The organism is Cupriavidus pampae (assembly GCF_914271485.1).
Taxonomy (GTDB): domain Bacteria; phylum Pseudomonadota; class Gammaproteobacteria; order Burkholderiales; family Burkholderiaceae; genus Cupriavidus; species Cupriavidus pampae.
In genome coordinates this window covers 1-14,295 of the sequence record NZ_CAJZAG010000017.1, presented here as the reverse complement: position 1 = coordinate 14,295, position 14,295 = coordinate 1, and the positions used below count along the sequence as shown (strand labels likewise).

General features: G+C 63.4%; 11 protein-coding genes. 10 read left to right on the top strand and 1 reads right to left on the bottom strand.

Translation table 11 applies throughout. From position 1 onward, the window contains the following. Positions 1-42: 42 nt before the first annotated feature. Positions 43-1,002 (bottom strand): LysR family transcriptional regulator, encoded by a 960-nt coding sequence (locus LDO41_RS31575; protein ID WP_223995401.1) that lies wholly within the window; start codon positions 1,000-1,002, stop codon positions 43-45. A 318-nt stretch (positions 1,003-1,320) separates the two neighbouring features. Here LDO41_RS31575 and LDO41_RS31570 point away from each other — a divergent pair, with 318 nt between their 5' ends. The 10 genes from LDO41_RS31570 to LDO41_RS31525 form a co-directional block, all read left to right on the top strand. Further along, positions 1,321-2,232: an alpha/beta hydrolase gene (locus tag LDO41_RS31570; RefSeq protein WP_223995400.1), complete on the top strand. Its 912-nt coding sequence runs from the start codon at positions 1,321-1,323 to the stop codon at positions 2,230-2,232. 229 nt (positions 2,233-2,461) lie between these two features. Continuing rightward, positions 2,462-3,736, top strand: a complete 1,275-nt coding sequence (locus tag LDO41_RS31565) for an efflux RND transporter periplasmic adaptor subunit (RefSeq protein ID WP_223995399.1) — start codon at positions 2,462-2,464, stop codon at positions 3,734-3,736. 100 nt (positions 3,737-3,836) lie between these two features. Then, positions 3,837-7,037, top strand: coding sequence for an efflux RND transporter permease subunit (locus LDO41_RS31560; protein WP_223995398.1), 3,201 nt, complete (start codon positions 3,837-3,839; stop codon positions 7,035-7,037). A gap of 86 nt (positions 7,038-7,123) precedes the next feature. Continuing rightward, a complete protein-coding gene (locus LDO41_RS31555) occupies positions 7,124-8,650 on the top strand; it encodes an efflux transporter outer membrane subunit (protein ID WP_223995397.1) in 1,527 nt (508 codons plus the stop codon). A 101-nt stretch (positions 8,651-8,751) separates the two neighbouring features. Further along, the gene (locus LDO41_RS31550) at positions 8,752-9,153 is read left to right on the top strand and encodes a hypothetical protein (RefSeq protein ID WP_223995396.1); all 402 of its coding nucleotides are present in this window, start codon (positions 8,752-8,754) and stop codon (positions 9,151-9,153) included. Between the two features lie 70 nt (positions 9,154-9,223). Beyond that, a complete protein-coding gene (locus LDO41_RS31545; protein ID WP_223995395.1) occupies positions 9,224-9,688 on the top strand; it encodes a DUF2127 domain-containing protein in 465 nt (154 codons plus the stop codon). A 139-nt stretch (positions 9,689-9,827) separates the two neighbouring features. Beyond that, positions 9,828-10,118, top strand: coding sequence for an antibiotic biosynthesis monooxygenase family protein (locus tag LDO41_RS31540; protein WP_223995394.1), 291 nt, complete (start codon positions 9,828-9,830; stop codon positions 10,116-10,118). Positions 10,119-10,153: 35 nt separating this feature from the next. Then, on the top strand, positions 10,154-10,786 hold the full coding sequence (locus LDO41_RS31535) for a CDP-alcohol phosphatidyltransferase family protein (RefSeq protein WP_223995393.1): 633 nt from the start codon (positions 10,154-10,156) through the stop codon (positions 10,784-10,786). A gap of 148 nt (positions 10,787-10,934) precedes the next feature. Beyond that, positions 10,935-13,109 carry an alpha/beta hydrolase domain-containing protein gene (locus tag LDO41_RS31530; RefSeq protein ID WP_223995392.1) on the top strand — a complete coding sequence of 725 codons (2,175 nt, stop codon included), beginning with the start codon at positions 10,935-10,937 and terminating at the stop codon, positions 13,107-13,109. 658 nt (positions 13,110-13,767) lie between these two features. Beyond that, positions 13,768-14,295: hypothetical protein (locus tag LDO41_RS31525; RefSeq protein WP_223995391.1), on the top strand; the 528-nt coding region annotated here is incomplete at its 3' end.

Genomic DNA, 14,295 nt, shown 5'->3' with positions numbered 1-14,295 from the left:
CGCCTACCCTGATGGGCGGGTCGCGCCGGAACCGCATGAATCTCAACCCGCCGCGGCAAGCGCGCGAATCGTGTCGCGCGTGGATGGCTGCTGCGCGGCACCGAAGTGCGGATGCCGCGAGAACAGATCGGCGGCCCAGTTGACGAACACGCGCACCTTGGCCGAGAGGTGGCGATTCTGCGGATACATCGCCGAGATCGGCAACTCTTCGGTCTGCCAGTCCGGCATGACCTCCACCAGCCTGCCGCTGGCCACATAAGGCTCCGCCATCGCGCGCGAGATGCGCGCGATGCCATGACCTTCGAGTGCGCAGCCGAGATACACCTCGGCATCGTTGGTCGAGATCACGGACGGCAGCAGGATCTCGCCTTGCTCGTCACCGCGCGCGAGTGGCCATGGCATTTCCCGTCCGGTGCGATTGGACAGGTAGTTGATCGCCTTGTGCTGCGCGAGCTCGGTCAGGTTGGTCGGTGTGCCGGAACGCCGCAGATAGATCGGCGATGCGTACATCGCGAGCTTGAGCACACCCACGCGCCGCGCCACCATGGTCTCGTCAAGCGGATTGCCGACGCGCAGCACCACGTCCACGCCTTCCTTGAGCAGGTCGATCGGCTTGCCGTTGAGCGTCAGCTCGAGCTTGAGCTCGGGGTAGGCGTCAAAGAAACCCTGCAGGTTGGGGATCAGCACCATCTGCGCGAGGCCGGCCACCGTGTCTACACATAAGGTGCCGCGCGGGGAGTTATTGTGCCGGGTGAGCGACTGCTCGGCCTCCTCGACATCCGCGAGAATGCGCACGCAGCGTTCGTAATAGGCGGCGCCATCGGTCGTCACGCTGATGCGGCGGGTGGTCCGGTGCAGGAGCTTGACCCCGAGATGGGTCTCCAGATTCTGGATCAGGCGGGTGAGTGTGGCCTTGGGGAGGTCGAGAGACTCGGCCGCGCGGGCGAAACTGCCAACATCCACCACCCGCGTGAATGCCTGCATTGAGACTAAGCGATCCATGGTATTGAGTCCAAAACCGGGTCCAAAGCGACTTCCGACGACGATGGTTACAGACGAATCGTGGCAGTTAACCACTGATAACGTCGCTGGAAAGCACGGCAGTGAATCACATTTCCGCCATCTTTGCCAATGGAAGTGCCGGTAAGACTCAGGTGGCCGCGCCATTGGTGTCCGCACAACAATGATTCATCGATTATTCCACCTCAGAAACAGTGCGTTGGCAATCTCTTGCTTTATCCCATCCCTGTCAATCACCATAATTCGTTGCATCGCAACACTTGATCGCCGCCCGTGGACGCACGATGCGGCACCAGCCAAATGCCCAAGACGTCCAATTCGCGTAACCCGGAAGCCCCTGTGAAGCAGGTGGCGGCGCGCGTGGCACAGCATGAGGTGGTCAGCGGCGACCGTACGATTACCGTCTGGGTGAGCTACCCTGCGGGATATGCCCCCGGTGGCGCCCAGGCCAGCAGCGGTTTGCTGCCGTGGCTGGTGTACCTGCATGCTGGTGGCTTTGTGCAGGGCGATTGCGACGCGGCATGCGAGCTGGCGCGGGATCTGGCCAGTACCGTGCCGGCGGTGGTGGTGACCCCGAATTATTCGCTGGCGCCGGAGAATCCGTTCCCGGCCGCGCCAGAAGATGCAGTGAATACGGTGGCGTGGGTGCTCAAGCACGCGCGCCGCCTGAAAGTAGACAAGTCGCGTTTTGCAGTCGTTGGGGAAGAAGCCGGAGGCAATCTGGCGATCGCGCTGTCGCAGATGCTGCGCGATCGTGGACTGCCGCAACCGGCGGGCCAATGGCTGATTCGACCGGTGACGGACCCATGCCTGCAACATGCATCGTGCACGGCCGGCCCTCGCCGTGTATCGATGGAAACCTTGCAGCAATTAGCGTGCAATTATCGAGACTACCTGCCTACGCCGGCAGACAGCGTGCATCCATATGCCGCGCCGGCGATGGCGTCGAGGCTGGGCGGACTGCCCCCCGCCCTGGTGCAGGTGGCCGAACTGGATGCATTGCGGGCGGAGGGCGAAGCGTTCGCCGAGCGCCTGCGCAAGGCCGGGGTGCCGGCCGAAACCATGATCATGCCCGGCGCCTGTGGCGACGGGGTGGAACAGTCCCATGAGGCTTGCCAGGCATGGGTTAACGAAGGTGCGCGATTCCTGCGGGATTGCTTTTCGCAGGGCGACGACGCCTCATCCCGGCCCGAACGCCGGTCCGGCGCATAGAGCTGCCGGATTTAGAGGCCAGCAGTCTTTCATGCTGGCGATCACCGTAACGGTATAGCGCGGCCGAGCATCACTTGGGCCGGGCTTTACGACGTCATGACGGACGTCAAGACGGACGTCAACACGGTATTCCCCCTTTTTTCCGGGTCCCTGGGCCCGGCGGGGCGCGTTCGGCCAATTTTTGCTTTCAGTTGAAGAAAACCCGACAGAAACACGGAGTGAAGAAATCATGAATCACCAGTCTCGACGCACGCTGATTGCCGTTGCCATCGTGGCGGTTCTCGGTATTGGCGTGGCAACCTCGGTCCTGCGTCCGTGGCATGGGGGCGAAGCGCAGGCCAACACCGCCACCCCGCCGGCACCTTCGGTGGAAGTAGCATCGGTGGTCGGCAAGACCATCACGGAGTGGGATGAGTTCTCGGGCCGCATGGAGGCCGTCGATCGCGTGGAGATTCGTCCGCGCGTCTCCGGCACCATCGACACCGTGCATTTCCGCGAAGGCGCGATCGTGAAGAAGGGCGATCCGCTCTTTACCATCGACCCGCGCCCGTACGCTGCCGAAGTGGCACGTGCCGACGCCGCGCTCGCCGCCGCACAGGTCCGCGCCTCGCACGCGCAGACCGAGAAGGCACGGGCTCAGCGCCTGCTGGACGACAACGCGATCTCCAAGCGCGAATACGACGAGCGCATCAACACTGCCAGCGAAACCACCGCCGACGTGCGTGGCGCGCAGGCAGCGCTCGAGTCCGCGCGGCTGAACCTCAGCTACACGCGCATCGTCGCGCCGGTGACCGGTCGCGTGTCGAAGGCCGAAATCACGGTGGGCAACCTCGTGGCGGCTGGTGCATCGTCGCCGGCACTGACCACGGTGGTGTCGGTCTCGCCGATCTACGCAAGCTTTGATGTGGATGAACAGAGCTACCTGCGCTTCACCGCGCCGGGCGCGGGCGGCGGCAAGAAGGATCTGCCGGTGTTCCTGGGTCTGGCCGACGAGGATGGCAATCCGCGCGAAGGCAAGGTGCAGTGGGTGGACAACCGCCTGGACACGCGTAGCGGCACCATCCGCATGCGCGCCGTCTTCAACAATGAAGATGGTCGTCTGCTGCCGGGGCTCTACGCCAAGGTCAAGCTCGGTGGCGGTTCGCCGCATGCGGCCGTGCTGATCAACGACCGCGCGATCGGCACCGATCAGGGCAAAAAGTTTGTGCTGGTGGTGGGCAAGGACAACAAGCTCGGTTATCGCGAAGTCGATCTCGGACCGACGTACGAAGGGCTGCGCGTGATTCGCAAGGGCCTGACTCCCGGCGAGAACATCGTCGTGAATGGCCTGCAGCGCGTGCGTCCCGGCGATGCCGTGGCCCCGAAGGTCGTGGACATGGCCTTCCGCAGCGAACTTCAGCCGAAGGCTAATCCGAATGCCCCGAAGCAGGCAGAGCAGGCCGACAAGGCTGCCGAGCAGGTGGTCGGTGGCAACGAGAAACCCGCGGCAAAACCGGTGAGCTGAGCGCTTTCCAGCCAGAGCCCCCGTAGACCAGAAACTTCCCGTTTGTTGATGGCGTCCGCTCAGGCGGACGGCCAGGGGAAGCGCTTTCGCCGAGACCAAGATGAATCTCTCGAAATTTTTTATCGATCGCCCGATTTTTGCGGGTGTGCTGTCGGTGCTGATCTTCTTGATCGGCGCCATCTCGATGTTCAAGTTACCGATCTCGGAGTACCCGGAAGTGGTACCGCCGTCGGTCGTTGTGCGCGCGCAGTTCCCGGGCGCCAACCCGAAGGTGATTGCCGAGACCGTGGCTACGCCGCTGGAGGAGCAGATCAACGGCGTCGAGGACATGTTGTACATGAACTCGCAGGCCAACAGCGACGGTTCGCTGACGCTGACGGTGACGTTCAAGCTCGGTACCGATCCTGACAAGGCTCAGGTGCTCGTGCAGAACCGGGTCGCGCAAGCCGAGCCGCGTCTGCCCGAGGACGTGCGTCGTCTGGGTATCACGACTGTCAAGAGCTCGCCCGACCTCACCATGGTGGTCCACCTGGTGTCGCCGAACGACCGCTATGACATGACGTACCTGCGTAACTACGCGCTGATCAACGTCAAGGACCGCCTCGCGCGGATCCAGGGCGTGGGTCAGGTGCAGATGTTTGGTTCGGGTGACTACTCGATGCGAGTGTGGCTGAACCCGGAGAAGATTGCCGAGCGTCAGCTGTCCGCATCGGACGTGGTGCGCGCGATTCGCGAGCAGAACGTGCAGGTGGCGGCCGGCGTGATCGGCCAGTCGCCGTCGCTGCCGGGCACCGACCTGCAACTGTCGGTGAACGCGCAGGGTCGTCTGCAGACCGTCGAGGAGTTTGGCGATATCGTCGTCAAGAGCTCGCCCGATGGCGCCGTGACGTACCTGAAGGACATCGCGCGCATCGAACTGGGTGCGTCGGAATACGCGCTGCGTTCGCTGCTGGACAACAAGTCCGCGGTGGCGCTGCCGATCTTCCAGTCGCCGGGTTCCAACGCGATCCAGATCTCGAACGACGTGCGCAAGACCATGGAGGAGCTGAAGGAAGGCTTCCCCGATGGCGTGGACTACAGCATCGTCTATGACCCGACGCAATTCGTGCGTCACAGTATCGAGGCCGTGGTGCATACGCTGTTCGAGGCGATTGCGCTGGTGGTGCTCGTGGTGATCCTGTTCCTGCAGACGTGGCGTGCGTCGATCATCCCGCTGCTGGCAGTGCCGGTGTCGATCGTCGGTACGTTCGGCCTGATGCATGCGTTCGGCTTCTCCATCAATGCGTTGTCACTGTTCGGGCTGGTGCTGGCCATCGGTATCGTGGTGGATGATGCGATCGTGGTGGTGGAAAACGTCGAGCGGAACATCGAGGAAGGGTTACCGCCGAAGGAAGCCACCTACAAGGCCATGCGCGAAGTCAGCGGCCCGATCATCGCGATCGCGCTGACGCTGTGCGCCGTGTTCGTGCCGCTGGCGTTCATGTCGGGCCTGACCGGCCAGTTCTACAAGCAGTTCGCGCTGACGATCTCGATCTCGACGATCATCTCGGCCTTCAACTCGCTGACGCTGTCGCCGGCCCTGTCCGCGCTGCTGCTGCGTGGCCACGATGCGCCGAAGGATTGGCTGACGCGTGCGATGGATCGCGTGCTGGGCGGCTTCTTCAAGCGCTTCAACCGCTTCTTCCACCGCAGCAGCGAAAGCTACGGCAAGGGCGTGACGGGCGTGATCGGCCGCAAGACTGCCGTGTTTGGCGTCTACGCGGTGCTGCTGGTCGCCACCTGGGGCATTTTCCAGATGGTGCCGAAGGGCTTCGTGCCGGCGCAGGACAAGCAGTACCTGGTGAGCTTTGCCAAGCTGCCTGACGGTGCCACGCTGGACCGTACGGAAGACGTGATTCGCCGCATGTCGGAGATCGCGCTCAAGCAGCCGGGCGTGGAATCGGCGGTGGCCTTCCCGGGTCTGTCGATCAACGGCTTTGTGAACAGCCCGAGCCAGGGCATCGTGTTCGCGACGCTGAAGCCGTTTGACGAGCGCAAGTCCAAGGATCTGTCGGGCGATGCGATCGCGGCCGCGCTGAACCAGAAGTACGGTGCCGGCATTCAGGACGCGTTCATTGCGGTGTTCCCGCCGCCGCCGGTGCAGGGCCTTGGCACGATCGGTGGTTTCAAGATGATGATCGAGGATCGTCAGGCCCTTGGCTATGACGCGCTGTTCGATGCGACCAACGCGTTCCTTGGCAAGGCCCGTGCCACGCCGGAACTGGCTGGCCTGTTCTCGAACTACCAGATCAACGTGCCGCAGCTGGATGTTCAGCTGGACCGCGTGAAAGCGAAGCAGTTGGGCGTGCCGGTGACGGACGTGTTCGACACGCTGCAGACGTACCTGGGCTCGACCTATGCGAACGACTTCAACAAGTTCGGCCGCACGTATCAGGTCAAGGTGCAGGCGGATGCGCAGTTCCGCGCCCATGCAGAGGACATCCTGCAGCTGAAGGTGCGCAACCAGTCGGGCGAGATGGTGCCGCTGTCGTCGCTGGTCAAGGTGAAGCAGGGCTTTGGTCCGGATAGCGTGGTGCGTTACAACGCGTTCACGGCCGCCGATATCAACGGTGGTCCGGCGCCGGGCTTCTCCTCGGGTCAGGCTCAGGCTGCGGTGGAACGTGTCGCCGCGGAAACGCTGCCGAAGGGCATCAAGTTCGAGTGGACCGACCTGACGTACCAGGACATCCTGGCCGGCAACGCGGGTATCTGGATCTTCCCGCTGTGCGTGCTGCTCGTGTTCCTGGTGCTGGCCGCGCAGTATGAAAGCCTGACGATGCCGCTGGCCGTGATCCTGATCGTGCCGATGAGCCTGCTCGCGGCCATGACCGGTGTGTGGCTGACGCGTGGCGACAACAACATCTTCACGCAGATCGGCTTCATCGTTCTTGTCGGGCTGTCAGCGAAGAACGCGATCCTGATCGTGGAGTTCGCCCGCGAGCTCGAGCATCACGGCCGTACCGTGGTGCAGGCCGCGATCGAAGCCAGCCGCCTGCGTCTGCGCCCGATTCTGATGACGTCGTTCGCGTTCATCATGGGTGTGGTGCCGCTGGTAATCTCCACCGGCGCCGGCGCGGAAATGCGTCATGCGATGGGTGTGGCGGTGTTCGCCGGCATGCTGGGCGTGACGTTCTTCGGGCTGTTCCTGACGCCGGTGTTCTACGTGTCGCTGCGCCTGCTGGCTACGCGCCGCGAGCGCCGCGAGAAGCGGGAAGCAGAAGCCGGTCAGGGCCGCACGGACGCGATCGCTTCGGCCGAGTAACGAGATTGCCCTCACCCCGATCCTCTCCGTGACGGAGGGGGAGCCAAACGGGTGAGGGCGAAACAAACTCAAACGAGAGAAGAACCATGATTGCCCAATTGACCAACCAGTTACCCCGCCTGGCCACGCTGGCCGCCGCGCTGGTGCTGGCGGGCTGCTCGCTGGCACCGACGTACAAGGTGCCCGAGACGGCCAACACGGCAACGTTCAAGGAAGCCGAGGCCGCGCAGACCGAAGGCATCCAGTGGAAGACCGCGACCCCGGCCGATGGCCAGGCGCGCGGAGAGTGGTGGACCGTGTTCGGCGATGAGGACCTGAATCGTCTGGTCGCTGCCGCCAACTCGAGCAACCAGGACCTCGCGGCCGCCGCCGCGCGCGTCAAGCAGGCGCGTGCGTTTACCGGCGCGACCGAAGCCGATCTGTATCCGCAGCTCAGTCTCGGTGTGGATCCGACCCGTACGCAGTATTCGGCGGCATCGGTGAGCTATCTGGGTGCCGGCACCACGCCGCCGATCCAGACCCTGATCCGGGCGCGCGCGATTGCCAGCTACGAGCTCGATCTGTTCGGCCGCGTAGCCAGCAACGTGAATGCGGCGCGGGCTGACGGCGAAGCGGCCGAGAACCTGTTCCGCTCGGTGCAGCTGGCGCTGCAGGCCGATGTGGCACAGGCCTACTTTGGCCTGCGCACGCTCGACAGCGATCGCGAGATCCTGCTGGCCACGATCAAGCTGCGCGAGGATGCGCTGTCGTTCCTGCGCAAGCGCTACGAGGCCGGTGAGACCACCGACCTCGATCCGGCACGCGCCGAGGCCGAGCTGGGCACCGCGCGCGCGGATCTGGCTGCCACCGAGCGTCGCCGCGCGAATCAGGAGCATGCGCTCGCCGTGCTGACGGGCCTGGCGCCCGCGCAGTTCTCGCTGTCGGCGCGTCCGCTGCAACTGACGCCGCTGTCGGTGCCGGCAGGCATGCCGTCGGAACTGCTCGAACGTCGTCCCGATATCGCGCAGGCGGAGCGCCAGATGGCGGCCGCCAACGCGCGTATCGGGGTGGCGAAGGCCGCGTTCTATCCGCGCATCTCGCTGTCCGCGATCTTCGGCTTCGAGTCGTCGAACTTTGCCGATCTGTTCAAGCATGCGTCGCGGGCGTGGTCTATCGGTCCGCTGGTCGGCTCCACGCTGGCGCAGACCGTGTTCGACGGTGGCCGCAACAGCGCCAATCTGGCTGGTGCGCGCGCTGCGCATGAAGAGTCGGAAGCCACGTATCGGCAGACCGTGCTGAACGCGTTCCGCGAGGTCGAGGACAGCCTGGCGGACGTGCGTTGGCTGAGCCAGCAGAATACGGCGCTGGACACGGCCATCGCGGGCGCGAAGCGCGCGCAGCGTATTTCGCGCAGCCGTTACGATGCGGGCGCGGTCGACTACTTGACCGTGATCGATGCGGATCGCACCGTGCTGCAGTCGCAGCGCGATTCGAACACGGTCGCCGGGCTGCGTGCTTCGGCCACCGTGTCGCTGGTCCGCAGCCTCGGCGGCGGCTGGGGTCCGCTGCCGGAGTCGGTCGCGTCAAATGATGGCGCGAAGCCTGCGGTGGTGAAGACGACCGCGGCGAACTAACGTTACGACGGTTACCAACCGTTGCACTCGCATCGCTGGCGCGATGCTTCCAGGGCACTAGACTGGAGGCATCGCGCCAGTGGCGTTTTGGGAGGCGCAACATGAGGTACGCAATCCGCCTGCTTGTGGCGGCAACGCTGGTGCTGCCGGCAGCCGTGGAGACGGCGAGCGCGCAGCCTACCGTGGCTGGATCGATCGCCGTGGGAGGCTCCGCGCATGTGCGCGGACCCGTCACCGTGCACGGCAACTTAAGCGTGGATGGCAACGTGCATGCAAGCGGTCCAATTACCGCAGGCTGGCTCGCCACACCGGGCGGCGGTTATCCACGTCCGCCGCCACGCGGGTTGTACAAGGACTTCAACGGGCCGGTAACGATTCACGGGTCGATGGTGGTGCACGGAGATCTGCAGGTCGATGGTCCGATCACCGTCGACGGCGCGATCGAAGCGGGCGGCGGCATCGATGCCGACGGGCCGATCGTGGAGCGCGAATCCCGGCGTTAAGCATGGCTCAGATGATCTACATGTCGCCGATGTAGCACAATGTCGATCTCCCGACATTTTTCTCATCGCCATGGCACATGCTTCATCGCAACTGGGCCTCAAGAGCATTGCGCTGTTCGAGGCCGCCAAGGGTGCGCTCGTGATCCTGGCCGGCATCGGCCTGGTCGCATTCCTGCATCGAGATGCGCAGGCGCTGGCGGAGGCCATCGTGGCGCGCCTCCATATCAATCCCGCCAGTCGCTATCCGACAATTTTCCTTTCGCTGCTGGCGCATCCTACCGATGGCCGACTGTGGGCGATCGGCGGCTCCGCCGCGGTCTACGCGGTGATGCGCTTTGCCGAGGCCTACGGGTTATGGCACAACTTGCCGTGGGGAAAATGGCTCGGCGTGTGGTCGGGCGGCATCTATATTCCGGTGGAGTTCTACGAGGCGGTGCGCCATCCGACGTGGCTGCATGTGGGGCTGGCTATCGCCAATGCGGTGGTGGTTGCCTACCTCGTGGTCGGATTGCTGCGGCAGAAGGGCAGCGGCTAGAAAATTTGCAAACGATCGCTGGATCGACCGGTAAGCGTGGCGCGATCGACCATAGGCGCCGTGTCGCGCCTGCGCGCGATCTGCTAAGGTACACGGCACGCCGCTTGCATGGCGTTTATTCAACGAGAGACATCAGACCATGATTCACGAAATCGCACAGATCACCGTCAAGCCCGGCATGGAAGCGCAGTTCGAAGCAGGCGTGACGCAGGCCAAGCCGCTGTTCGCGCGTGCGCGCGGCTGCCTGAGCATGAACCTGCAGCGCTCGATCGAGCAGCCTGCGCAGTACAACCTCGTGGTCGGCTGGGAAACCGTGGAAGACCATATGGTGCATTTCCGCGAGTCCGACGATTTTCAGACGTGGCGCAAGCTGGTGGGCGATACGTTCGCCGCGCCGCCTAACGTGTATCACGTCAACACCGTGATCTGATCGGGAAACCGATCGGGTCCGCTACCCGAGTAACGATGACGACTTCGAGCGAGCGACCCAAGCATTTTTCGATGCTGCGTGACCTGCAGCTGGCGGACTTCTTCACGCTGGCCAATGCGGCATGCGGCATGGGCGCCGTGTTCTTCGCGATGTTCTACGTCGCGGAAACTTCGATATCGCATTTCTACGTGGCCGCCGCGTTTGCGCCGGCCGCATTTATATTCGACGTGCTCGATGGCCGCATCGCGCGCTGGCGGCACGCGCACTCCGCGCTGGGCCGCGAACTCGATTCGCTGTCGGATGTGATCTCGTTTGGCGTGGCGCCCGCCACGCTGGCGTTTGCCGCGGGCATGCGGGGCGGATGGGATCTGATCGCGCTGGCGTACTTCGTATGCTGCGGCGTGAGTCGCCTCGCGCGCTTCAACGTTACCGCGGAAACGCTATCGGCCGGTGCCAACAAGGTGAAGTATTTCGAGGGCACACCGATCCCCACGAGCGTGGTGCTGACCGGCGTGCTGGCATGGTGCGCATCGCAGGACCGACTGGCCGACGCACTCTACGGCGGCGCATGGCAAATCGGCCCGGCGGTACTGCATCCGATGGCACTGCTGTTCGTACTATCGGGCTCGCTGATGATCAGCAAGACGCTGCGGATTCCAAAGTTCTGAGCCGTTGCCCGCTGTGGCACCGCTGGGGATCTCATCGGTAATCTCGATAAATTCATCCAAACAATCAATTTATAAGATTAATTTGCTGCGCTTAGACTCAGTTTCGAGGTGACGTCACGTAACGAAACCCGTAACGAGGAGACAGCAAATGACAAAGGTGTTCCCACACCTGGGGAAGACGTGCGCGCTCGCGGCATGCACGATGGCCGGTGCGCTGCTGCTGGGCGCATGCGGTGGCAGCGATGACAACAACGCGGGCAATGGTGGTGGCACGGGAGGCGGCGGTGCGCCGGCCACGCGTGCTCCCGCGATGACGCTGAAGGTCACCGCGACGCAGGACTTTCCGGGCAGCTACGGAACCGTCGGCCAGTACGAGCAACTCACCGGCACGCTCCGCGGCGAGGTCGATCCGAAGGACCCGAAGAACGCGATCATCCAGGATCTGGCCCTTGCACCCGTCAACGCCAACGGCATGGTCGAGTACACCGCCGACTTCGTCATGCTCAAGCCAAAGGACATGAGCAAGGCGAGCGGTGTCATGCGCTACGACGCGCCGAACCGAGGCAATATCCTGACGATGGTCAATCCGACGGCCACGCCGAGCGATGCGGTCTATCTCGAGCGCGGCTATGTGCTGCTGTATTCGGCGTGGCAGGGCGACGTGCCGAAGTCCAGCGCGGCACGGCTGACCGTGACTGTGCCGGTGGCGAAGAACGCCGATGGCACGTCCATCACCGGTCCGTATCGCAGCGAGCTGGTCCCCACTGCGGCGACTCCTTCCATGACATTACCGGGCGGCGTGTTCAACGGCACCATGCTGCCATACGCGCCGGCCAGCCTCGACAACACGCAGCCCGGTTATTCGCTTACGCGGCGCGCGAACGAGACCGATGCACGCGTGCCCGTTCCGGCCGGCGACTGGAAGTTCGCGACGTGCGATGCGGGCACCAATCCGTTCCCCGGTACGCCAGACCCCGCGAACGTCTGCCTGCGCGGCGGCTTCGATCCGGCATACCTGTACGAGCTCGTGTACGTGGCCAAGGATCCGAAGGTCATGGGCGTGGGCCTTGCAGCGCTGCGGGACACCATCAGCTTCTTCCGCAGCAAGACGGCGGATAGCGCTGGGGCGCCGAATCCGGTAGCGGGGCGCATTACCAATACGATCGGGCAGGGCACATCGCAGTCGGGCAATGCGATGAAGACCTTCCTGCATCTGGGCTTCAATCAGGCGCTCGATGGCAGCAAGGTGTTCGACGGCATCTACGCGCACGTGGCCGCGCGGCAGACCAACGTCAATACGCGCTTTGCGGTGCCCGGAGGCGGCGGTGGACTGCGTACCGACCATACGGCGTTCGGCCAGACCGCGCCGCGCGGGCTCGACAAGGACTATGTCGATGACATCTCGGGCCAGCGTGGGGGAGTGATGGCGCGATGCTCGGCGACCAATACCTGCCCGAAGTTTTTCCTCGGGCTGTCAGGTACCGAGTTCTGGCAACTGCAGGGCTCGCCGGTGCTGACCGACGCCAATGGCACCAGGGATCTGACGCAACCGGACAACGCGCGCATCTACTACTACACGGGCACGCAGCACGGTGGGGCAGGCGGTACGTCGAGCATTGCGTTCGCACCGACGCGCAATGTCTATCCAGCCGGCACGGTGACCCAACACAACGACACCTTCCGCGCACTGTTTATCGATCTGGAAGATTGGGTCGTGCGGGGTGTGGCACCACCGGCCAGCCAGGTGCCGAAGCTGGCCGATGGCTCGCTCGTGCAACCGGGCGCGGTGACGTTCCCGGTGATGAAGGGACTGACGTGGCCTGTTGCCGGCGGTACCGCGATTCCGGACTTCCAGTACCTCGCGCGATACAACGGCTATTCACTGTTCGACTTCGGTCCGCAGTACCGTCCGCAGGATGAATCGGGCATCGCCACGATACTGCCTCCGACGAACCTGAATCGGGACTATGCGATCCTGGTGCCGCAGGTGGACACGTCGACGGGCATTCCGCTGGCGGGCATCCACAGCGTGGACGCACGGGTACCGGTGGGGACCAGCATCGAGTTTAACTACGTGGCCACGCCGGGGATCATCGACCTGTCTAACCTGACGGGCTCGTTCATCCCGTTCCACAAGACCGACGCGGCGCGCATCGCGGCTGGCGATGGCCGACCATCGCTGGAATCGCTTTACGTGAATCAGGCGGGCTACGTGGCGGCGGTAACCACGGCCGCGAACAATCTGGTGGCGCAGCGGTTCCTGCTGCAACGCGATGCGGACGCAATCATCGCGCGGGCTACGGCGCAGCCGGTCTTGCCTTGAGTCGGCTGCTGTCAGTGCATGCGTGAAGCCCGGGTGGCAGTGGAGAGGCGCCCGGCTTTATCGCGACCTGCACGACATACAGCGCGTCCGTACCGCGGATGGAAGGCCAGAAAGTTTGGGGCGCGATAACAACAGATTAACGGCGTTATGAGCGAGCATTTGAATCGGCAACGACTTGAACGCCGACTAGCGGAGCCAGCCGGCCTAGTCATTAAGCCGATCCTCGTCATCCTCGTGATTGGATGGGCGTTCCTCACGGACGGTATGGGTGAACTCCCAATTACGCGAAAAGAATGGAAGTATTTGGGCGTTTTTCTTGCTCTCAGTCTAATGCGAGATCCTCAAATTCTGAACTCGTGAAGATGGACATAACGATCTTTGATCGTTATCCACGGTACGACGACGGGCAAGAGAAATTCTTCGAAGAAAATGGGAAATCGGCGTCCGTTCGTCGAACTGGGCGTGCGGCGGGGATGTCAGCGCAGTATCGCGTTTTCCTAGCCGAATGCTTCAATGTCGCGACCTTCTAATATCTGTGCATGGCAGATCTACATTAAGTGAAATTGACTCCTGGCATTGCCATGCCTAACGTCATTTCATATCGCTCCTCCCGCGCAAGTGCGACCCACAGCTATGACTGATTTAGGAGAAACCACACATGAGTCAGCGTTGGCACAATGATTGGTTTTCACTTCCCGGTCAGGCGGTTTTCGACCGCGACAAGCAACACGTCGCCGCGGTCTCCCGGGCACCGGGCAACCTGGATCTGTTTGTCATCGGATTCGACAACCGCGTGTATTCCACGTTCTGGCCCAACGTCGCTGGCAACTGGAACGGCGAGTGGTTCCCGCTACCCGGGCAGCATGTGTTCGACCACCAGACGCAGCAGATCGCCGCAGTCTCCCGTGCACCGGGCAATCTGGACCTGTTCGTCATTGGATTCGACAACCGCGTGTATTCCACGTTCTGGCCCAATGCCGCCGGTCAATGGAACAGCGAGTGGTTCCCGCTACCCGGGCGGCACGTGTTCGATCACCAGAAGCAGCGGATCGCCGCAGTCTCCCGGGCACCGGGTAACCTGGACCTGTTCGTCATTGGCTTCGACAACCGCGTCTATTCCACGTTCTGGCCCAATGCCGCGGGTCAATGGAACAGCGAGTGGTTCCCGCTACCCGGGCAGCATGTG